Genomic DNA, 20,699 nt, shown 5'->3' on the forward strand with positions numbered 1-20,699 from the left:
GCGACTAGATCCGACCCGCGGGAGCATACGACGCCGGATCTATGATCGGCGCCCTGCCCAGCATCACATCGGCAAACAACTGACACGATGCCGGTGCCAGCACCAACCCGTTACGGTAATGCCCGCAATTGAGCCACAGCCCGTCGAACCCTGGCACTCGGCCAATGTACGGAATGCCCTCCGGCGAACCCGGCCGCAACCCGGCCCAGTGCCCCACCACTTCGGCCTGCGCCAGCGCGGGAATCAACTCCACCGCCGATGCCTTCAGGCTTTCCAGCGCAACGTCGGTCGGGGTCTTGTCGAAGCCTTCATGCTCCAGCGTACTGCCAATCAAAATGTGCCCATCACGCCGCGGAATCGCATAACGGCCCTTGGCCAGGACCATACTTGGCAGGAAATCCGCCGCGCATTTGTACAGAATCATCTGCCCTTTTACCGGTTCAACCGGAAGCTCCAGGCCCAGTTTCTTGAGCAAGTCACCGCTCCAGGCTCCGGCGGTCAGAACCACCTCGTCGCCATGAACAGCCCCCGCCGAGGTCTGCACGCCAACGACTTTATCGCCTTCACGAATGAACCCGCTGACTTCGCACTGCTCATGAATGGTCACGTTCGGCAGCGCCAGCAAGGCGGCCTTCAGCGACTTCACCAACCGGGGATTGCGCACGTTGGCCACGTCGGCCATGTAGATCGCCCGAGAAAAACCGGGGCCCAATACCGGCACGGCATCATGGGCTGCCGAGATATCCACAGCCCGCAGCGGACGGTTTTCCCGCTGGGCCCAGGCCAGCGCCTCGGCCTCGTCATCCAGATCCAGCCAGTACAGGCCGGTGGTATGGACTTCAGGATCAACCCCGGTCGCTGCAAACAACCGCTCACCGAGCTGTGGATAAAAATCCTGCGACCAATGCGCCAGCGCGGTGACTGCCGGGCTGTAGCGCCATGGATAGAGTGGCGAAACAATTCCGCCACCGGCCCATGAAGACTCTTGCCCCACGTTCGAACGATCCAGCAGCACGACATGTTGCACTTCGGACGCGAGATTGAACGCCGTCAGCAGCCCGATCACACCGCCGCCGACAATCACCACTTGCTGTTGCCTGCTCATGTTCTGATCCAACCATTAAAAAGACAGAGGGCGCAAAAGACGCCCTGAAAAACTCAGCGGCCCCAGCAATCCTTGGTGGTCAGCCCTGCAGTTGCATTGACCATGCTTCTGACGCCGGTGTTGGTGAGAGTGAAATCCCCACATTTGTCGGTCGCCATTGCAGTGCCCGTCTTGCGCGCAGCCGTCAGCAGGAAGGTCTGATCGGTCAGCGTCGGGGTGACGGTGTAGAAGTCATTGCCGGTACTCAGCCCGGTGATACCGGTGTAGACATTGTTCTTCGAGTAGAAACGCTCAAGGATCTGCGCCTGTTCGGAAAGCAAACCGGCCACTTCGGTGCGGCGGCCTTTTTTCACGTACTCGGTGAGGCTCGGGGCGGCAATGGTCATGACGATACCGATGATCGCAATCACGATCATGATTTCGATCAAGGTGAAACCTCGGTTGGATCTGCGCATTCCTCAACTCTCACTTACTGTATTTGTCGCCACATGATGCGACGGCTGCCGCCGCCGGATTTTTCCACCAGCGTGTCAACACCGCCACCGGAATTGCTCACGACCTTGCGGGTCCCGCCATTGACGACGGCGTTCAGGGTCGGATTACCACTGTTGATAATCACCCCGCTGGATACTATGTCGTTGCTGTCGACCGTCAAATCGTTATTGGTGTCGAGCACCGCGTAGTTGAGCATCTTACCGCTGAACGCATCCAGTTCGATCAGTTTGCCGGTGCCGAAGCTGGCACACGGATCGGTGGTGTCGACACTGGCCGTGGTAAAGACGATCCGCCCCAACACCAGATTGGCCTGATTGATCACCCGCTCCCCCGTCAGCACGTTGTTGTACACCAGTGGCAAGTACCAGCCCTTTTCGGCCGGATAGGTCACGTCGTTCTGGCTGGTGGTGATGAACTGCCCTGAGCTGCCCGAGAAAACGCCCGTCACGGCTTGAGCCTGCAAACTGGACACGGTGATTTGACCAGACCCGCCTTCCGCGTCCCACACGGCGTAGAACGCCTGTAGATCCTTGTTGGTCTTGTCGGCAGTCTCATTGAATTTACCGGTGCCGAAAAACACTTCCTTGCCGCCCAATGAATTGTCCGCCAGCAGAGGTTGCACGGTAATCGGCTGGGTCGCGCCGCCAGCTGTGGTGAACAGCGGCTTGCCGGAAAATGCCACGCCCCAGGTGTCAGGTGCCGTCGCGCTCAGGTCGAATTTCCATAACCGCCCTTTCAAGTCGCCGCCATAGGCCGCCTGCACTACATTCTGCGAATTGACCCTGAGCTTCACCGACGACAGGCCATCGTTTGTATCCGCGCTGTCGACCACGATTTTCTTGATCAATGAGCCGTCACGAACATCAACTACGTACAACGCAGCCACCCCGGTGTTGCTGCCATAGCCGTTGGAGATGAATGCCGCCCATCGACCGTCGGCCAAGCGTGCCACTTCCGGTCGTGCGTAGGCATAACCCAGGTCATTGAATACGTTCGCGGGAGTGGCAGTAGCAGGCGCACTGATCTCCCACAGCGCCTTGAACACGTTCCCTACTGAGGCGTCGAACAGCTGCAACGCATAGAAGGTCCTGCCGCCCGCCCCGGTTCCGCCAATGGCCAGGGTTTTCCAGGCGCTGCTGAATTGAGCATCGAACACACCGACCTGACCATCGACCAAAAACTTGTGGCTCACACCATTGATGTAGGTCGGGTCGGCGATATAGCGCAACGATGGCAACACGCTGGACGGCATATAGGCATAACGCCGGACACCATTAGTCGAGTTGATGACATTCACAAAGCCGTCGTTGGCGTTCACCACCAGACTGGCGCTCATGTTGGTGGATTTGGTGGACAGGTAAGTGCTGTAGGTGCTGTCGCCCACCAGGTCAGACGCTGTTTTGTCCGTGGGTGAAGCCAGCACAAGGGGGGAATTGACGATGTCGCCAAGCAGCACGCTGCGTACCTTGAGCCCGGTTTTATTGGTGCCCTTGCTCCATTCCACCAGATCGCTGCCGGTGATGCCGGTGGGCAGTCCTTGGCTGAGGGAGGTCTGCTGTGCCGGAGAGAAACTGGTGTAGGCCAGCGTGACAGGCGCGTTGGTCAAGGTGTTCCAGGACTGGTAGGTGGGCGCGGTGGCACCGGGAACGATCGTGGTATCAGTGGTCCATTGCGTTGCGGCGGTATTTACCGTACCGGTCGAGGTGAAGCCGAAGGATTTGATCGTTCCGCGCCAGTCCTTGGGGTCGTAACTGGTCTGGAAGTAACTCGAATTGCTGGCCAGGGTGGCGCCGCTGGCGACGCCACCGCCTCCGGAGCCGGCCTTGGACGTAATGTCGCTCAACGCCGAGGACAATGCGCTGTTGAGCCCCGCGCTGTCGGTCGCCTGGTAATACTTTCCCTGCCCGTAGTTCGCCGCGTCCGACAACATCTGGTTCGCAGCGGTAAAGCCGACGGTGTAGGTGTTCATGTTCTGTTTCGGGAAATCCACCGCATTCCAGCTTTTACCCGCCGCGTCAGTGCCGGTGGAGCGCATGTCGATGTCGAAGGCGAACTTGGCGATATCGTCCAGATACAACGTATCGCCTTCACCGTCACCGTTGAGGTTGTTGCCGTCATTGTTCACACCGTCCCAGTTCGGCAGTCGGTTGAGCCCCAGCGGATCATTGCTGGGAAAAGTCCGGTCATACGTCGGCAAGCCATCAGTGATGACCACCCCGTAGTTCTTCTGGCAACGGTATTGAATCGGGCTGGTGTAAGTCGCCGGTGTCGAGTTGTAATAAGGCGTCATCCCACGAAAGTACCGGGTGATTTCGTAGTAGGTTTCCGCCAGTGGCGTGTTGGCCACCGCACTCAATCCGTTAATGGAGGAGAGCAGGTTGGTGTAGTTTGTATCGGCCTGCGACTGGGTAACGCTGCCGCTCACCGGCGACAGGTCGGTGATTGATCTGGCGATGAAGCCGCCATTGCCGGGGTTATTGCTGGTGGCCGGATTGAAGGTTGCAAGGCCTATGCGCAGTGCGCGATTACTGCTGACCAATGTCGTGGACACGTTTCGCGCCACGTTCATGCGGTAGTCGTTGGGGATCGAGCCATTGGTGAAATCCCGATTGCTGCCGTTGGCAAGGCCCACCAGGTACGACAGATAATCGTCGGTATAGCGGGTATTTTCATTGCCGACCGGGTCCGGGAGCTTCAGGCACAAAGGCGCAGGGCCGTTGTTGTAAAACGCGTAGGCGCCCCCGGAACACCCGGACTGCGGCAGGCTGGAAAGGAAGATCGTATCCCCGACGATGTCGCTTCCGCCATAACACAGTCCAAAGAAGTAATTGCATTGTCTGGCGGGCGTTCGCCCGGTGACCGTCGGATCGAACCCGGCGGCATAAATGATGCTGTTCATGCTGCCCGAATCGTCGATCAGCAACATCACGTTGGGTACCACCGCCGCCGCACTTAACAGCGGTGAATCAGAAGGCGTGAACGCGTACGCCGGAGCCGACAGGTACAGCCCCAGCACCGCGCCGCAAAACAGCTGCCACAGCCCTCCGCGCCTTTTAATACTTCGCATAAATACTCTCCACGACGCTGCGTGAGCTGCCCGCGATGCCGACAGCGGTCACCCGGTAAAGCGTCGCCGAGGTATTGCTCGGCACATTGACGGCGGTGAGAGTGGTGCCAATGTTCTGCACGCCATAAAAGCCCTGGCCGTAAGCAATCCATGTCACCCCGGAAGTGGAATTGAGCCCTGCCGCGGAAACCGTAGTCGACTCGGCCGGGGGGGCGCATTGGGTGGTGCCACTGCAAATCGGCAAAGAGTAAGTGTCCAGTTGCACCGCGCTCTCCCCGACCCGCAAGGCTGCTTCAGCTCCCTGGAATGACTGGTTGCGCAGACTCACGCTGCCGGCCATTTTTTCCTGCAGCGTCGCGTTTTGCATCGACGAAAGCCCTATCAATGTCAGCAACAGCAGAAACACCAGGCTGACCAGCAGCGCCATGCCGCGTTGTGTGTGAGAAGTCATGCCGGTGGTCACCCTCATGGCAACCTGTTGCGCAAGGCGGCAACCACGTTGAATGTCTGGTCGTGCACCCGGTTGTTGGGGTCGGTGAGGGTCAGGCTCAGGCGTACGCTGCGAATTCGTGCGGGATCGGCCGGGTTGCTGCTGTAACTGGAGGCGGCCACATCCGTGGCTGAACTGGCGAGGCCGAAGCTCACGCTGAAGGCACTGACATTGTCTACCAACACGAACTGCGTCGGCGTGCCCGCGCCGGAGCCCAGCATTATTTTGTTGTTGCTGAAGCTGTAGATCAGACGCCGAACCGGAAACGCCAGAAAACCCGACGCCGGCACGCGCAGCCCGGTGTAGGCCGTTGCCGTGTTTCGACAGTCGGAGATCACCGTCCAGGTTGGTATCCCGCCGTTAGCGCCGACATCGGCTGTTACCAGGGTCAGCTTGAGGTTGGCGTTGTCCCAACTAATCGGCGCGAGCTGACTGGCATTGAAGTCACCGGCGGTACTTGAGTCTGTGATCCCCCCCAGGCAGCCAAACATGCCCACCATGCGGATTTCCTGGGTCAGCTTGCTCAGCACGAACCGCGCGTCTTCCTGCATGGCGGCGGCGGTGTTCTGGCTGACGTAGGTGTTCTTGGCGGCGATGAAAATCTGTGCCACGCCCAACACCACGATCAGGCTCAATGCGAGGGCGATCAACAACTCGATCAGTCCAAAACCTCGGCTGGAGCGGCTCATGGTGTCGCCACCGGATCGACAGTGGCACGACTGGTCAGGACAAAGCTGCGACGCGAATTGGCGATATTTGCCGCCCGCGAGTCATCCCACGTGATGGTGATGGTGTACACGCGTTTATCCAATGCAATTGTGCCGGTGGCGGTGGCACCGCCGAAATTAACGATGTTGGTGGTGAAATCGTAAAGGTCCTGGTCCCGGGCGACGCTCAGGTTGCCCGACGTCGGTGGCGTCACGGTGTAATCGGCGCCGGAGTTGGCACGGATACGATCCATGATGTCGTAGGCGATAAAGCTCGCCTGGCTGGTCATCCGTGAGCTGTCGGTGTACTTCAGCGCGTTGAGCTGAATCGCCGCCGCACCTAACAACCCCACGGTCAGAATCACCAACGCGACCAAGACTTCGATCAGCGTCATGCCTCCCTGTGCATGCTGGCTCCGCTCCCTCATCCGCAACTTCCACCCAATAGAATTCGTCCGTTCAAACACACATTCAGCGTCCTGCTTTGCGCCCCCAGCACATAGCTGATCACCACGGGTGTGGATGGCGCTGATAAACCGCCCAGATTGTTGAAATCGATAGCGGTCACTCCTGAGGTTAGCGTCAGAGTCGCGCCGCTGCTCATCGCTGGAACAACCCGCAATACATTGGCCGGCGTGCCAGTACCGTCGTAGACCGTCAACTCGCCGGTCCAGATGCTGCCACCGGCCGTGGGGCGCAAACGGGTGGTGATGCCCCGGTCGATAGCTTCAAGCCGTGCGAAATTGAGTCCGCGTTGCAGATCACCGACTTCAGTGTCGGCCCTGCTGTTTTGCACCGACCGGGTAAACATCGGCACGGCGAGGGTGATCAGGATCAGAAAAACCGCGAGCGAGACCAGCAGCTCGATCAGCGTGAAACCTTTTGTACGAAGATCCATCAGTGCCCTCCGTTGCCGTCGGCTATACCTGCTTCTACACGCTAGAACATTCGATCGGCAGGCGTACGGTTGATTTGCCATTACTCGCGCAGGGAATGCGCGGGCCGCCGCACTCCATGGAGGGAGATAACATGCATCAGCGAGGCTTCAGCCTGATCGAACTGCTTATGGGACTGACGATTGTCGGGATTGTTCTGTTATTGGTCAGTCCGGCGTTTGCAGCGCTTACGCAAGCGAACCAACGCGAGGAGGCGGCGAAGTCTCTCGCCAGTGGTATTCGCAACGCCAGAAGCGCAGCGATCACGCGTAATCAGACCGTCATCATCCACGGAATAAACGACGACTGGGGTCAGGGTTGGCGGATCATTGTGGATGTTAGCGGCAGAGGCCAGGAGGACAGCAGCAATCCGCTGTTGGTTGAGCACCAGGGCAGCACTCAGGTATCGATTTTTGGCAATCAGCATGTCCAGACTTCCGTACGCTTCAGTCATCTGGGAGAACCGCTGTACGGTGGATTTCAATCGGGAACGCTGCACGTTTGTGCAGCCCGCGAACCGGTGAGTCAGTACCAGGTAGTGCTGGCCTCGAGTGGTCGCGTCAGCCTGCGCAGCAAACAGGCTGCACAGGCATTATGCGAACGAGGATAAAACTCAGAGAAGCGAGCGGACCCGTAGCTCTTTAGGCATGGAGAACGTGATGTTCTCCTCGCGACCCGCCAGCTCATCGGCACCGGTTGCACCCCAGGCCTGCAGCTGCTGGATCACACCACGCACCAGAACTTCTGGCGCAGAGGCGCCAGCCGTAATGCCGATGCGTTCGACACCTTCGAACCAGCTCTTTTGCAAGTCTTCGGCACCGTCGATCAGATAGGCCGGGGTGGCCATGCGCTCGGCGAGTTCACGCAAGCGGTTGGAGTTGGAGCTGTTCGGGCTGCCGACCACCAGTACCACGTCGCACTCGTCGGCCAGTTGCTTGACCGCATCCTGACGGTTTTGCGTGGCGTAGCAGATGTCGTCCTTGCGCGGGCCACCGATCGCAGGGAAACGTGTACGCAGCGCGTCGATCACGCGGCTGGTGTCGTCCATGGACAGGGTGGTCTGAGTCACGAACGCCAGTTTTTCAGGGTTGTTGACTTGCAATGAGGCGACGTCTTTCTCGTCTTCGACCAGATAGATCGCACCACCATTGCTGCCATCGTACTGGCCCATGGTGCCTTCGACTTCCGGATGCCCGGCATGACCGATGAGAATGCATTCACGACCGTCGCGGCTGTAGCGCGCAACTTCGATGTGCACCTTGGTCACCAATGGACAGGTCGCGTCGAATACTTTCAAGCCACGGCCGGCAGCTTCGGTACGTACGGCCTGGGAAACGCCGTGGGCACTGAAGATAACGATGACATCGTCGGGCACCTGATCCAGCTCTTCGACGAAGATCGCCCCGCGCGCACGCAGGTCTTCGACGACGAATTTGTTGTGAACCACTTCATGGCGCACATAGATCGGCGGCCCGAAGACTTCCAGGGCGCGATTGACGATTTCGATCGCGCGGTCCACGCCGGCGCAGAAGCCACGGGGGTTGGCGAGTTTGATTTGCATGCTGTGCCTCGTGTCTTGCGCGCAAGAAATAGTAGTGCCACCTGTCATACGAACACCAGGTTCGAAAACAGTGAAAATCTTAATGTGGGAGCGGGCTTGCTCGCGAAGGTTGCTTCACATTCAACAAAAATGTTGACTGATACACCGCTTCGCGAGCAAGCCCGCTCCCACAATGAGACCGCATTCGGTCAGTTACAGCGATTTTACGCTGATGATCTCGACGTCAAAGGTCAAGGTTTTACCGGCCAGCGGATGGTTGAAGTCGATGGTCACTTGCTCGTCATCGAATTCCTTCACCACACCGGGCAGTTCGGTATTCGCTGCATCGTTGAAGATCACCAGCAAACCGGACGACAGTTCCATGTCCTTGAACTGCGAACGGGGAATGATCTGCACGTTCTGCGGGTTGGGCTGGCCGAACGCATTTTCCGGCTGAATCGTCAGAGTACGCTTGTCGCCTGCCTTGAAGCCGAACAGCGCTGCTTCGAAACCTGGCAACAGGTTGCCGTCACCGACCTTGAAGGTCGCCGGGGCTTTGTCGAAAGTGCTGTCGACCGTGTCGCCGTTCTCCAGGCGCAGTGCAAAGTGCAAGGTGACTTCCGTGTTCTGGCGGATGCGTTGCTCAGCCAATACCTGTTCAGTCATGAACGGCTTCTCCGGTTTTCTTACTTTTGAACATATCCAGTGCCAGCATCACGGCACCGACAGTAATTGCACTGTCGGCAAAGTTGAACGCCGGGAAATACCAGCGGTTCTGCCAATGCACCAGAATGAAGTCGATCACATGGCCCAGGGCAATGCGGTCGTACAGGTTGCCCAGCGCGCCACCGAGTACCAGGGCCAGCGCAATCGCCAGCCAGGTTTCGTTGCGCCCCAGGCGCTTGAGCCACACCACCAGCACCGCACTGACCACGACGGCAATCAGGGCGAACAACCAGCGCTGCCAGCCGGAGCTGTCAGCCAGGAAGCTGAACGCCGCGCCGGTGTTGTAGGCAAGGGTCCAGCTGAACAAATCGGGGATCACCACGATTTGCTGATACATCTCGAGCTTGCCTTCGAAGTAGAACTTGCTGGCCTGGTCGATGACCAGGACCAGCAAACTCAACCAGAGCCAGCTCAGCCGTCCGAAACGGCCAGCCGCATTAGGCATAGTGACGAACCTCGCCAGCGCCGCTGATGTTGTCGACGCAACGACCGCAGATTTCCGGATGTTCCGGGTTCACGCCGACGTCTTCACGGCAGTGCCAGCAACGGGCGCACTTGGCGTGGCTCGACTTGACCACTTGCAGTTTCAAACCGCTGACTTCAGTGACCACGGCATCGGCCGGCGCCTGCACGAACGGTGCAACAGTGGCGGTCGAGGTGATCAGCACGAAGCGCAGTTCGTTGCTCAGCTTGGCCAGGTCGGCGCTCAGCGCCTCTTCAGCGAACAGCGTCACTTCGGCTTGCAGGTTGCCACCGACAGCCTTGGCCGCGCGCTGGATTTCCATTTCCTTGTTGACCGCTACCTTGACTTCCATGATCCGCTCCCAATAGGCGCGGCCCAGTTCGACGTCTGCGGGCAGTTCGGTCAGGCCTTCGTACCAGGTGTTGAGCATCACCGATTCGTTACGCTCGCCCGGCAGGTATTCCCACAGTTCGTCGGCGGTGAACGCAAGGATCGGAGCGATCCAGCGCACCAGCGCTTCAGAGATGTGGTACAGCGCGGTTTGCGCCGAACGGCGAGCCTTGCTGTTGGCGCCAGTGGTGTACTGACGGTCCTTGATGATGTCGAGGTAGAAACCACCCAGCTCCTGCACGCAGAAGTTGTGGATCTTGGAGTAGACGTTCCAGAAGCGGTACTCGCCGTAGTGCTCTTGCAACTCGCGTTGCAGCAGCAGGGTACGGTCCACGGCCCAACGGTCCAGCGCCAGCATTTCCTCGGCGGGCAGGATGTCGGTGGCCGGGTTGAAACCGGTCAGGTTCGAAAGCAGGAAGCGTGCGGTGTTACGGATCCGCCGGTAGGCGTCCGCGCTGCGCTGCAGGATTTGCTCGGAAACTGCCATTTCGCCCGAGTAATCGGTCGATGCAACCCACAGACGCATGATGTCGGCGCCCAGGGTGTCGTTGACCTTTTGCGGCGCGATCACGTTGCCCAGGGACTTGGACATTTTGCGGCCGGACTCATCGACGGTGAAGCCGTGGGTCAGCAGCTCGCGGTACGGCGCGTGGTTGTCGATGGCGCAACCGGTCAGCAGCGACGAATGGAACCAGCCGCGGTGTTGATCCGAGCCTTCCAGGTAAAGGTCGGCACGTGGACCGGTCTCGTGGCCCATCGGATGCGAACCGCGCAGGACGTGCCAGTGCGTGGTGCCCGAATCGAACCAGACGTCGAGGGTGTCGCTGATCTTGTCGTATTGCGGCGCTTCATCACCGAGCAACTCGGCGGCGTCCATCTTGAACCAGGCTTCGATGCCTTCGACTTCGACGCGCTTGGCCACTTCTTCCATCAGTTCAGCGGTACGCGGGTGCAGCTCGCCGCTTTCCTTGTTCAGGAAGAACGGGATCGGCACGCCCCAATTGCGCTGACGGGAGATGCACCAGTCGGGACGATTGGCGATCATCGAGTGCAGGCGCGCCTGGCCCCAGGCCGGAACGAACTTGGTCTCTTCGATGGCTTTGATCGCCCGCTTGCGCAGGGTGTCGCCGGTTACAGGCTCTTTGTCCATGCCGATGAACCACTGCGCGGTGGCGCGGTAGATCAGCGGAGTCTTGTGACGCCAGCAGTGCATGTAGCTGTGTTCGATGATGCTGGTGTGCAGCAACGCACCGACTTCGGTCAGTTTTTCGACGATGGCCGGGTTGGCTTTCCAGATGAACTGGCCGCCGAAGAACTCCAGCGACGGCACGTAAACGCCGTTGCTTTGCACCGGATTAATGATGTCGTCGTTGACCATGCCGTACTTCTTGCAGGTCACGAAGTCGTCCACGCCGTAGGCTGGCGAGGAGTGAACCACGCCAGTACCGGCGCCCAGTTCAACGTACTCGGCCAGGTAAACCGGCGACAGGCGATCGTAGAACGGGTGGCGGAAGTTGATCAGCTCCAGCGCTTTACCGGTGGTGGTCGCGATGACCGAGCCTTCCAGGCTGTAACGGGCCAGGCACGACTCGACCAGCTCTTCAGCCAGTATCAGCAGCTTGTCGCCGACATCGACCAGGGCGTAGTTGAATTCAGGGTGAACGTTCAGTGCCTGGTTGGCCGGAATGGTCCACGGGGTGGTGGTCCAGATCACGATCGAAGCCGGTTTGGCCAACGACGCCAGACCAAAAGCGGCAGCCAGTTCGGCTTCATCAGCAATCGGGAACGCTACGTCGATGGTCGAGGACTTTTTGTTTTCGTACTCGACTTCCGCTTCAGCCAGGGCCGAACCGCAGTCGAAACACCAGTTCACAGGCTTGAGGCCCTTGAACACGAAACCGCCCTTGACGATTTCAGCCAGGGCACGGATTTCGCCGGCCTCGTTTTTGAAGTCCATGGTCTTGTACGGGTTGGCGAAGTCGCCCAACACGCCCAGACGGATGAATTCGGATTTCTGGCCTTCGATCTGCTCGGTGGCGTAGGCACGGCACAGTTCGCGGGTCTTGTCCGCGCCCAGGTTTTTACCGTGGGTCACTTCGACTTTGTGTTCGATCGGCAGGCCGTGGCAGTCCCAGCCCGGAACATAAGGCGCGTCGAAACCCGACAGGGTTTTCGAGCGGATGATCATGTCCTTGAGAATCTTGTTCAGCGCATGACCGATGTGAATCGTGCCGTTGGCGTACGGAGGACCGTCGTGCAGTACGAACTTCGGACGATCCTTGCCAATCTCGCGCAACTTACCGTACAGGCCAATGCTGTCCCAGCGCTGCAGAATCTGCGGTTCGCGCTGAGGCAGGCCGGCCTTCATTGGGAAGGCGGTGTCCGGAAGGTTTAGCGTGGCTTTATAGTCGGTCATTTAAGGCTCTTCATTAGCGATTGGCGCTAGGTGCGACAGGGCACGGGCGGCGGCAACATCCGCATTGATCGCCGTCTTAAGCGCCTCCAGAGAGGCGAAACGCTGCTCTTCACGCAGCTTGTGGTGGAAAACCACCGTCAAACGCCGGTCATACAGATCGCCGGCAAAATCTAAAAGATGCACTTCAAGGTGGGCTTTGCCATCACCTTGAACAGTTGGCCGCACGCCAATATTGGCAACACCTGGCCAGGTCTTGCCGTCGATGTCGACATTGACCAGGTAAACCCCGGTCAGCGGCACGCGACGACGCTTGAGTTGAATGTTGGCAGTCGGCGTACCCAACTGACGCGCCAGCTTCTGGCCATGCAACACGCGCCCGGCAATCCGGAACGGACGCCCGAGCAGGCGCTCGGCCAAGGCAAAATCAGCCGCGGCCAGGGCATTGCGAACCTGGGTGCTGCTGACGCGAATACCGTCCAGCTCGACGGTCTGCGCCGCTTCGACGGTAAAGCCCTGAAGAACACCGGCGTGCTGCAGGAAATCGAAATCCCCGACCCGATCACAACCGAACCGGAAGTCGTCACCGACCTCCAGGTGCTGCACGCCCAGGCCGTCGACCAGAATCGTATCGACGAATTCATTGGCGCTGAGCTTGCTCAGGCGCTGATTGAAGGCCAGGCACAGGACGCGGTCGACGCCTTCCTCGGCCAGCAGCTGCAGTTTGTCCCGCAGCCGGGCCAGACGGGCCGGAGCCGTATCCGGGGCAAAGAATTCCCGTGGCTGCGGCTCGAAAATCACCACGCAGCTGGGCACGCCCAACTCGATGGCGCGTTCACGCAGGCGCGCCAGGATAGCCTGGTGGCCACGGTGAACACCGTCAAAGTTGCCAATAGTGGCGACACAGCCCCGATGCTGGGGGCGCAGATTGTGGAGGCCTCGAACCAGCTGCATAACGCGCTTCTTGCTCATAAAGTGGTCGATTATAACCACACCCGGCGGCCGACGACAGGCAACACCGTAACCCAAAGTAATCGAGCCGACAAAACTGCCGGTTCGCCCATGTCTATCGAGGCAAAAGCCTCAGCTCAGCGCCTTGCGATTGAAGTCGCGCAAACGGAAGCCCATCAACAGCAACATGCCAAAATAACTGACGACACCGGCCGCGACCAATGCGCCCAGGCGCAGGAACCGTTGCAGCATCTGCCCCTGATCCCAGGCGGGCATAAAGTGCATCCCGACCAGTAGCACCGCGGACATGACCAATACGGCAATCACCAGTTTAAGACCAAACTTCGCCCAGCCCGGTTGCGGCTGATACATCTGCTGCTTACGCAATTGATAGAACAATAGCCCGGCATTGATGCAGGCACCGGCGCTGATCGCCAGGGCCAGACCGGCGTGAGCCAGCGGGCCGATCAGCACCAGGTTGAACAACTGGGTAACGACCAGGGTGAAAATCGCGATTTTTACCGGAGTCCGGATGTTTTGTTGCGCATAAAAGCCCGGCGCCAACACTTTGATCACAATAATCCCGAGCAGACCGACAGAATAGGCAATCAACGCCCGCTGGGTCATGGACGCGTCAAATGCACTGAACTGGCCGTACTGGAACAACGAAACCGTCAGCGGCTCGGCCAGAATCCCCAGCGCCAGCGAACATGGCAACACCAGCACGAAGCACAGGCGCAGACCCCAATCGAGAATGCGTGAGTACTCATGGCGATCCTTGCTGGCGTAGGTCTTGGCCAGGGTCGGCAGCAGAATCGTTCCGAGCGCGACCCCCAGTACACCGGAGGGCAATTCCATCAAGCGGTCGGCGTAATACATCCACGACACGGAGCCGGCCACCAGGAACGAGGCAAAAATCGTGTTGATGATCAGCGAAATCTGGCTCACGGAGACGCCGAGAATCGCTGGCAACATCTGCTTCATGACGCGCCAGACACCAGTATCACGCAGGTTCAGGCGCGGAAGCACGAGCATGCCGATCTTTTTCAGGTGTGGCAGCTGATAGAGCAATTGCGCCAGCCCACCTACCAGCACCGCCCAGCCCAGCGCCATCACCGGCGGATTGAAATACGGCGTCAGGAACACCGAAAAGACAATCATGCTGACGTTGAGCAGGGTCGGCACGAAGGCCGGCACGGAAAAGCGGTTGTACGTATTGAGGATCGCGCCCGCCAATGAGGACAGGGAAATCAGCAATATATAAGGGAAGGTCACCCGCAACAGGCTGGAGGTCAGCTCGAATTTTTCCGGGGTATCGGTGAAACCCGGCGCCGTAGCCCAGATTACCCACGGCGCGGCGAGTATGCCCAGCGCGGTGACCAGGGCCAGCACCAATGTCAGCAGGCCGCTGACGTAAGCAATGAAGGTTCGCGTCGCCTCTTCGCCCTTCTGGCTTTTGTATTCGGCAAGAATCGGCACAAACGCCTGGGAAAATGCCCCTTCGGCAAAGATTCGCCGCAGCAGATTGGGCAGTTTGAAGGCGATGAAGAAGGCGTCAGTCGCCATTCCGGCGCCAAATGTGCGCGCGATGAGAGTGTCACGAACGAACCCCAGAACCCGGGAAAGCATCGTGATAGAGCTGACGGCGGCCAACGATTTGAGCAGATTCATTGAAAGAGTTTGTGCCTGTCGATAAACAGCAGGCGAACAAAGCGCCTACTTATGCGATACTCCGCGCCGCAGCAGCACAGAGCCAAAGCTCGCGAGTTTACAGGTCAAGCGCCGGAAATAAATATCCCGCCTCTTTATACCTACCACTTAGCGGAACGTCTCAACCGCCCTTGACAAGACATCAACTCATCGGCATGATTCGCGGCCTATTTTGTTTGCTATTTCCTAAAAAGTCTTTCGAGGAGCTCGACGGTGGCCAACACACCTTCCGCCAAAAAACGTGCAAAACAGGCTGAGAAGCGTCGCAGCCACAACGCCAGCCTGCGTTCCATGGTTCGTACCTACATCAAGAATGTAGTTAAAGCCATCGACGCAAAAGACGCTGAAAAAGCTCAAGCAGCTTACGTTCTGGCTGTGCCAGTTATCGACCGTATGGCCGATAAAGGCATCATCCACAAGAACAAGGCAGCTCGTCATAAGAGCCGCCTGAACGGTCACGTCAAGGCTCTGAACCTTGCTGTTGCCGCATAAGCGATAAGCTTGTTAAAAAACCGACCTCAGGGTCGGTTTTTTATTGCCTGCGATTTAGCAAAAGCACCACAAAAAAATGTGGGAGTGAGCTTGCTCGCGATGACGGCATAACAGTCGACATGGATGCTGAATGTTAAGCAGCCATCGCGAGCAAGCCCGCTCCCACAATCTGGATCTTCTTTAGATTACTGGGCGTGTGTCCACGGCAGGATCGGGATGGCCGTCACCGCATTCTGCGGACTGCCTTCAATCAGGCGATCGCTATAAACCAGGTACACCAGCGTATTGCGCTTCTTGTCGAGGAACCGCACCACCTGCATGGTCTTGAACACCAGTGATGTGCGCTCCTTGAACACCTCATCTCCGTCCTTGAGCTCGCCCTTGAAGCTGATCGGACCGACCTGACGACACGCGATAGACGCCTCTGCACGATCTTCCGCCAACCCCAGACCGCCCTTCACGCCGCCCGTCTTGGCTCGCGACAGGTAGCAGGTCACGCCCTCTACCTTGGGATCATCAAAGGCCTCGACGACGATACGGTCGTTCGGGCCGACGAATTTGAACACCGTCGACACCTGGCCAATTTCCTCGGCCGAGGCCAGCAGCGGCATCGCCAACAGCAGACCCAATAATCCTTTTGCCATGCGCATTCAGGTATTCCTTCAGACCAGAATCAGGTTATCGCGGTGAACCAGCTCCGGTTCAGCCATGTAACCCAACAGACCGACAATCGCCTCAGACGACTGACCGATGATTTTTTGTGCTTCAAGCGCGCTGTAGTTGGCCAGGCCGCGAGCAATCTCACGACCATCGGGAGCCACGCAAACGACCATTTCGCCACGCCGAAAACTGCCCTGGACCAGCTTGACGCCTACCGGCAGCAGACTTTTGTTGCCCTCGGACAACGCCGTCACCGCACCCGCATCCAGCACCAGGGTGCCACGAGTCTGTAGATGCCCTGCCAGCCATTGCTTGCGCGCCGCCAGCATGCCGCGCTCCGGCGACAACAAGGTGCCGATGCGCTCGCCCGCCTTCAGGCGATCCAGCACGCGATCAATGCGCCCACCCACAATGACGGTATGCGCACCGGAACGCGCCGCCAGACGCGCAGCACGCAATTTGGTCTGCATGCCGCCACGACCCAATGCACCACCAGTGCCGCCCGCGACAGCATCCAGCGCCGGATCATCGGCGCGCGCTTCGTAAATCAGGTTTGCGTCGGGGTTATTGCGAGGGTCGGCGTCGAACATGCCATCGCGATCGGTGAGAATGACCAGCAGATCAGCCTCAACCAGGTTCGCCACCAGCGCCGCCAAGGTGTCGTTGTCGCCGAAACGGATCTCGTCGGTGACCACAGTGTCGTTTTCGTTGATGACCGGGATCACTTTCAGCTCGACCAACGCTCGCAGCGTACTGCGCGCATTCAGGTAGCGCTTGCGGTCGGACAAGTCATCGTGCGTCAGGAGAATCTGCGCGGTGTGCCGGCCATGCTCGGCGAAGCTCGACTCCCAGGCCTGCACCAACCCCATCTGACCGATGGCAGCAGCGGCCTGCAGCTCGTGCATCGCACTGGGTCGTACCGTCCAGCCCAAGCGGCTCATCCCCGCCGCTACGGCCCCGGAGGACACCAGCACCAGCTCGACGCCAGCTTCATGCAGAGCCACCATCTGCTCGACCCAGACACCCATTGCCGCGCGATCCAGGCCCTTGCCGTCCGCCGTCAGCAAAGCGCTGCCGATTTTCACGACCCAACGCCGCGCACCTGTCACCTTGCTCCGCATCATCTTCAACCTTAGCTTGAGGACAGCGCGACGTAGCACTGCCCGTAACGTTATTCGTGGTTATTTGTGACCAACAATCGATTTCCAGATACTAAAACGCCGCTCTAGTAAGCGGCGTTTAAGTTTATCGCAACGAATCAGTCACGCACGTAAATGATTTCCGGACCGTCTTCATCATCCACATCTTCTTCGTCCCAATCATCGTCGCCGATGTCGTGGACCGACTTCACGCCGCTGCGACGCAGGGCACGCTGGTCATCCAGCGCCTGCAGCTGAGCACGGGCTTCGTCTTCGATGCGCTGATCGAGCTCGGCCAGCTCTTCCTTGTAGGCCGGGTCGTTAGCCAGACGATCGGCACGGTCTTCCATGTAACGCATGATGTCGTGACACAGACGCTCGGTACCAAGCTTGGAGATGGCCGAAATCACGTAAACAGGACCGGTCCATTCCAGACGATCGACGATTTCCTTGACGCGAGCGTCGTGCTCTTCTTCAAGGATCTGATCGCATTTGTTCAGCACCAGCCAGCGATCACGCTCCGCCAGGGACGGGCTGAACTTGGTCAGCTCACTGACGATCACTTCAGCAGCGTCCGGAGCACTGGTGTCATCCAGCGGCGCCATGTCCACGAGGTGCAGCAGCAAACGGGTACGCGACAAGTGCTTGAGGAAACGAATCCCCAGGCCTGCACCGTCGGAAGCCCCTTCGATCAGCCCCGGAATGTCCGCGACCACGAAGCTTTTCCAGCGATCGACACTGACCACACCCAGGTTTGGCACCAGCGTGGTGAACGGGTAGTCGGCGACTTTCGGCTTGGCGGCCGATACCGAACGAATGAAGGTACTTTTGCCAGCATTGGGCAAGCCCAACAGACCAACGTCAGCCAACACTTTCATTTCCAGCTTGAGATCACGCGCCTCACCCGGCTTGCCCGGAGTGGTCTGACGCGGAGCCCGGTTGGTACTGGATTTGAAACGCGTGTTGCCTAGGCCGTGCCAGCCACCGTGAGCTACCAACAATTTCTGGCCGGCCTTGGTCAGGTCGCCAATGACTTCCTGGGTGGCAGCATCGATAACCGTGGTGCCGACCGGCACGCGCAGCACCAACTCCTCACCTTTCTTGCCGGTGCAGTCAGTGCTGCCGCCGTTGGAACCGCGCTCGGCATCGAAGTGCCGGGTGTAACGGTAGTCCACCAGGGTGTTGAGGTTTTCGTCGGCGATCATGTAGACCGAGCCGCCATCACCACCATCACCGCCGTTCGGGCCGCCGTTTTCGATAAACTTTTCGCGACGGAAGCTCATGCAACCGTTGCCGCCGTCACCGGCCTTTACTCGAATCGATACTTCATCAACAAACTTCATAACAAAACGCCTCTCGCCATACGGACGAGCCGAAAAAATCTAGACATAAGACTCTTGCAAAAATGAGCGCAGCGACCTCAATCAACGACCGCAAATCCAGCGCTGGAGCCCATTACAAACAGCTTTGCAAGAGACTCACCCCACAAACGAAAAAGCCCCGTCGCAAGACAGGGCTTTTCCAGCAACCACGTAATTATGCCGCGACGACTTCAGTCTTCGGGACAATGCTTACGTAACGACGACCGAAGGCGCCTTTTACTTCGAACTTGATCACGCCGTCGATTTTAGCGAACAGAGTGTGATCTTTACCCATGCCAACACCGTAACCGGCGTGGAATTGGGTGCCGCGCTGACGCACGATGATGTTGCCCGGAATGATAACCTGGCCGCCATACATCTTCACGCCAAGGCGTTTGGCTTCTGAGTCGCGACCGTTACGGGTACTACCACCAGCTTTTTTGTGTGCCATGAGTCAATTCTCCTAGTGAGGAATTAGGCTGAAATTAAGCCTGAATACCGGTGATTTTGATCTCGGTGTACCACTGGCGGTGGCCCATACGCTTCATGTGGTGCTTACGACGACGGAACTTGATGATGCGGACTTTATCGTGACGACCTTGGGAGATCACTTCAGCCACAACGGTAGCGCCGGCAACAACTGGAGCGCCGATGTTCACGTCATCGCCATTGGCGACCAACAGAACGCGATCAAAAGTAACGGATTCGCCAGTAGCGATTTCCAGTTTTTCGATCTTCAGGTATTCACCTGGGGCGACCTTGTATTGCTTGCCACCAGTAACAATTACTGCGTACGACATGGTATTTCTCCGATAATCCTGCTCACCCAGCTCTTTATAAGAAGAGGTATTGGCTGGCATGGCTGCATAAGGCTGGAAGGCCTGTTTGCAATTGCGTAAGGCAGGTGCTGCCCAGGAAGTTCAGGGTGCGCGATTGTACGCAAGCTGCCAAGACGATGCAAGAGGCCGTCCATCGCGCCTTGACACCCGCCGACGTGGGTCCTAGCATGCCGCGCAACCCTTCTGGAGCGACTGTCGCTGATGCAACCCCAAGCTTTCTACCGCGCGGTGGCGGACGATTTTAGCGCCGTCGACGGCATAATCAAGAAGCAGCTGACTTCACGCGTGCCGCTGGTATCGAAAATCGGCGATTACATTACCTCGGCCGGCGGTAAACGCCTGCGCCCTTTATTAGTGTTGTTGTGTGGCAAGGCCCTGGGTCGCGAAGGCGATGACTTGCGCCTGCTGGCCGCAACCATCGAATTTCTGCACACCGCCACGCTGCTGCATGACGACGTGGTCGACATGTCGGGCATGCGCCGTGGCCGTTCGACCGCCAACGCCATGTGGGGCAACGCTCCCAGCGTACTGGTCGGCGACTTCCTGTACTCGCGCTCCTTCGAAATGATGGTCGAGCTGGGCTCCATGCCAGTGATGAAGATTCTTTCGCAAGCCACGCGCATCATCGCTGAAGGCGAAGTGTTGCAACTGTCGAAGGTTCGTGACGCCAGCACCACGGAAGAAACCTACATGGAAGTCATCCGCGGCAAGACCGCGATGCTCTTCGAGGCGTCGACCCACAGCGCCGCAGCCTTGTGCGAAGCCACGGAGGAACAGGCCGAAGCGCTGCGTACGTTCGGCGATCATCTGGGCGTGGCTTTCCAACTGGTCGACGACTTGCTGGACTACAAAGGCGACGCAGAAACCCTGGGCAAGAACGTCGGTGACGATCTGGCCGAAGGGAAACCGACTTTACCGCTGATCTACACCATGCGCGAAGGCACGCCGGAGCAGGCTGCACTGGTGCGCAAGGCTATCCAGAAAGGCGGGATCGAAGACCTGGAAAGCATCCGCGAGGCCGTTGAAGCGTCCGGCTCGCTGGAATACACCGCAACACTGGCCCGTGATTACGTGGCCCGCGCGATCAAGTGCCTCGACGCCCTGCCTGCCAGCGAATACCGCGATGCGCTGGTTGAGTTGAGCGAATTTGCGGTCGCCCGTACGCACTAACTGCACCGCAATACCCTGTGGGAGCGAGCCTGCTCGCGATTGCAAT

General features: G+C 58.7%; 21 protein-coding genes. 3 read left to right on the forward strand and 18 right to left on the reverse strand.

Annotation, left to right across the window (positions count from 1 at the left end; genetic code table 11):
- Positions 1-4 precede the first annotated feature (4 nt).
- The 7 genes from thiO to HNR03_RS22660 are packed head-to-tail and all read right to left on the reverse strand — an operon-like array spanning position 5 to position 6,762.
- Entirely contained in the window at positions 5-1,105 is a 1,101-nt protein-coding gene (gene thiO / locus HNR03_RS22630; protein WP_259155862.1) for a glycine oxidase ThiO, read from the reverse strand.
- A gap of 53 nt (positions 1,106-1,158) precedes the next feature.
- The gene (locus HNR03_RS22635) at positions 1,159-1,560 is read right to left on the reverse strand and encodes a type IV pilin protein (protein WP_259155864.1); all 402 of its coding nucleotides are present in this window, start codon (positions 1,558-1,560) and stop codon (positions 1,159-1,161) included.
- A 14-nt stretch (positions 1,561-1,574) separates the two neighbouring features.
- Positions 1,575-4,667 (reverse strand): pilus assembly protein, encoded by a 3,093-nt coding sequence (locus tag HNR03_RS22640; RefSeq protein ID WP_259155865.1) that lies wholly within the window; start codon positions 4,665-4,667, stop codon positions 1,575-1,577.
- A complete protein-coding gene (locus HNR03_RS22645; RefSeq protein WP_259155866.1) occupies positions 4,654-5,118 on the reverse strand; it encodes a PilX N-terminal domain-containing pilus assembly protein in 465 nt (154 codons plus the stop codon). The genes HNR03_RS22640 and HNR03_RS22645 overlap by 14 nt, the downstream gene beginning before the upstream one ends.
- Before the next feature lie 14 nt (positions 5,119-5,132).
- The gene (locus HNR03_RS22650; RefSeq protein ID WP_222588512.1) at positions 5,133-5,846 is read right to left on the reverse strand and encodes a PilW family protein; all 714 of its coding nucleotides are present in this window, start codon (positions 5,844-5,846) and stop codon (positions 5,133-5,135) included.
- Positions 5,843-6,292, reverse strand: a complete 450-nt coding sequence (pilV, locus tag HNR03_RS22655; RefSeq protein WP_259155867.1) for a type IV pilus modification protein PilV — start codon at positions 6,290-6,292, stop codon at positions 5,843-5,845. Before pilV ends, HNR03_RS22650 begins: the two co-directional genes overlap by 4 nt.
- The gene (locus HNR03_RS22660) at positions 6,289-6,762 is read right to left on the reverse strand and encodes a GspH/FimT family pseudopilin (protein WP_222588514.1); all 474 of its coding nucleotides are present in this window, start codon (positions 6,760-6,762) and stop codon (positions 6,289-6,291) included. The genes pilV and HNR03_RS22660 overlap by 4 nt, the downstream gene beginning before the upstream one ends.
- 131 nt (positions 6,763-6,893) lie before the next feature.
- Here HNR03_RS22660 and HNR03_RS22665 point away from each other — a divergent pair, with 131 nt between their 5' ends.
- Positions 6,894-7,409, forward strand: a complete 516-nt coding sequence (locus tag HNR03_RS22665; protein ID WP_259156206.1) for a GspH/FimT family pseudopilin — start codon at positions 6,894-6,896, stop codon at positions 7,407-7,409.
- Positions 7,410-7,412: 3 nt separating this feature from the next.
- On the opposite strand, the gene ispH is transcribed toward HNR03_RS22665, so the two are convergent.
- The 6 genes from ispH to murJ form a co-directional block, all read right to left on the reverse strand.
- Entirely contained in the window at positions 7,413-8,360 is a 948-nt protein-coding gene (gene ispH, locus HNR03_RS22670) for a 4-hydroxy-3-methylbut-2-enyl diphosphate reductase (protein WP_090179764.1), read from the reverse strand.
- Positions 8,361-8,552: 192 nt separating this feature from the next.
- Positions 8,553-8,990 (reverse strand): FKBP-type peptidyl-prolyl cis-trans isomerase, encoded by a 438-nt coding sequence (gene fkpB / locus HNR03_RS22675; RefSeq protein WP_259156207.1) that lies wholly within the window; start codon positions 8,988-8,990, stop codon positions 8,553-8,555.
- 7 nt (positions 8,991-8,997) lie between these two features.
- Positions 8,998-9,510: a signal peptidase II gene (lspA, locus tag HNR03_RS22680; RefSeq protein ID WP_090179761.1), complete on the reverse strand. Its 513-nt coding sequence runs from the start codon at positions 9,508-9,510 to the stop codon at positions 8,998-9,000.
- Positions 9,503-12,334: an isoleucine--tRNA ligase gene (ileS, locus tag HNR03_RS22685; protein WP_259155871.1), complete on the reverse strand. Its 2,832-nt coding sequence runs from the start codon at positions 12,332-12,334 to the stop codon at positions 9,503-9,505. Before ileS ends, lspA begins: the two co-directional genes overlap by 8 nt.
- Entirely contained in the window at positions 12,335-13,285 is a 951-nt protein-coding gene (gene ribF / locus HNR03_RS22690; protein WP_222588517.1) for a bifunctional riboflavin kinase/FAD synthetase, read from the reverse strand. It abuts the gene before it with no gap.
- Between the two features lie 129 nt (positions 13,286-13,414).
- Positions 13,415-14,953 carry a murein biosynthesis integral membrane protein MurJ gene (murJ, locus tag HNR03_RS22695; RefSeq protein WP_259155872.1) on the reverse strand — a complete coding sequence of 513 codons (1,539 nt, stop codon included), beginning with the start codon at positions 14,951-14,953 and terminating at the stop codon, positions 13,415-13,417.
- A 252-nt stretch (positions 14,954-15,205) separates the two neighbouring features.
- On the opposite strand from murJ, the gene rpsT reads away from it, so the two are divergent.
- Entirely contained in the window at positions 15,206-15,484 is a 279-nt protein-coding gene (gene rpsT / locus HNR03_RS22700; RefSeq protein WP_008154937.1) for a 30S ribosomal protein S20, read from the forward strand.
- Positions 15,485-15,669: 185 nt separating this feature from the next.
- Here rpsT and HNR03_RS22705 read toward each other — a convergent pair whose 3' ends face one another.
- The 5 genes from HNR03_RS22705 to rplU form a co-directional block, all read right to left on the reverse strand.
- Complete coding sequence (locus HNR03_RS22705) at positions 15,670-16,134, reverse strand: CreA family protein (protein ID WP_090179747.1); 465 nt, start codon at positions 16,132-16,134, stop codon at positions 15,670-15,672.
- A gap of 12 nt (positions 16,135-16,146) precedes the next feature.
- Positions 16,147-17,265: a glutamate 5-kinase gene (gene proB, locus HNR03_RS22710; protein ID WP_259156208.1), complete on the reverse strand. Its 1,119-nt coding sequence runs from the start codon at positions 17,263-17,265 to the stop codon at positions 16,147-16,149.
- Between the two features lie 137 nt (positions 17,266-17,402).
- Positions 17,403-18,626 carry an Obg family GTPase CgtA gene (cgtA, locus tag HNR03_RS22715; protein ID WP_008037904.1) on the reverse strand — a complete coding sequence of 408 codons (1,224 nt, stop codon included), beginning with the start codon at positions 18,624-18,626 and terminating at the stop codon, positions 17,403-17,405.
- Between the two features lie 193 nt (positions 18,627-18,819).
- Positions 18,820-19,095, reverse strand: coding sequence for a 50S ribosomal protein L27 (rpmA, locus tag HNR03_RS22720; protein ID WP_017340859.1), 276 nt, complete (start codon positions 19,093-19,095; stop codon positions 18,820-18,822).
- A 34-nt stretch (positions 19,096-19,129) separates the two neighbouring features.
- Positions 19,130-19,444: a 50S ribosomal protein L21 gene (gene rplU / locus HNR03_RS22725; protein WP_003176051.1), complete on the reverse strand. Its 315-nt coding sequence runs from the start codon at positions 19,442-19,444 to the stop codon at positions 19,130-19,132.
- Positions 19,445-19,684: 240 nt separating this feature from the next.
- Here rplU and HNR03_RS22730 point away from each other — a divergent pair, with 240 nt between their 5' ends.
- Positions 19,685-20,653, forward strand: coding sequence for a polyprenyl synthetase family protein (locus tag HNR03_RS22730; RefSeq protein ID WP_259155884.1), 969 nt, complete (start codon positions 19,685-19,687; stop codon positions 20,651-20,653).
- Positions 20,654-20,699 lie beyond the last annotated feature (46 nt).

It is taken from the genome of Pseudomonas sp. JAI111 (assembly GCF_024809425.1).
Taxonomy (GTDB): domain Bacteria; phylum Pseudomonadota; class Gammaproteobacteria; order Pseudomonadales; family Pseudomonadaceae; genus Aquipseudomonas.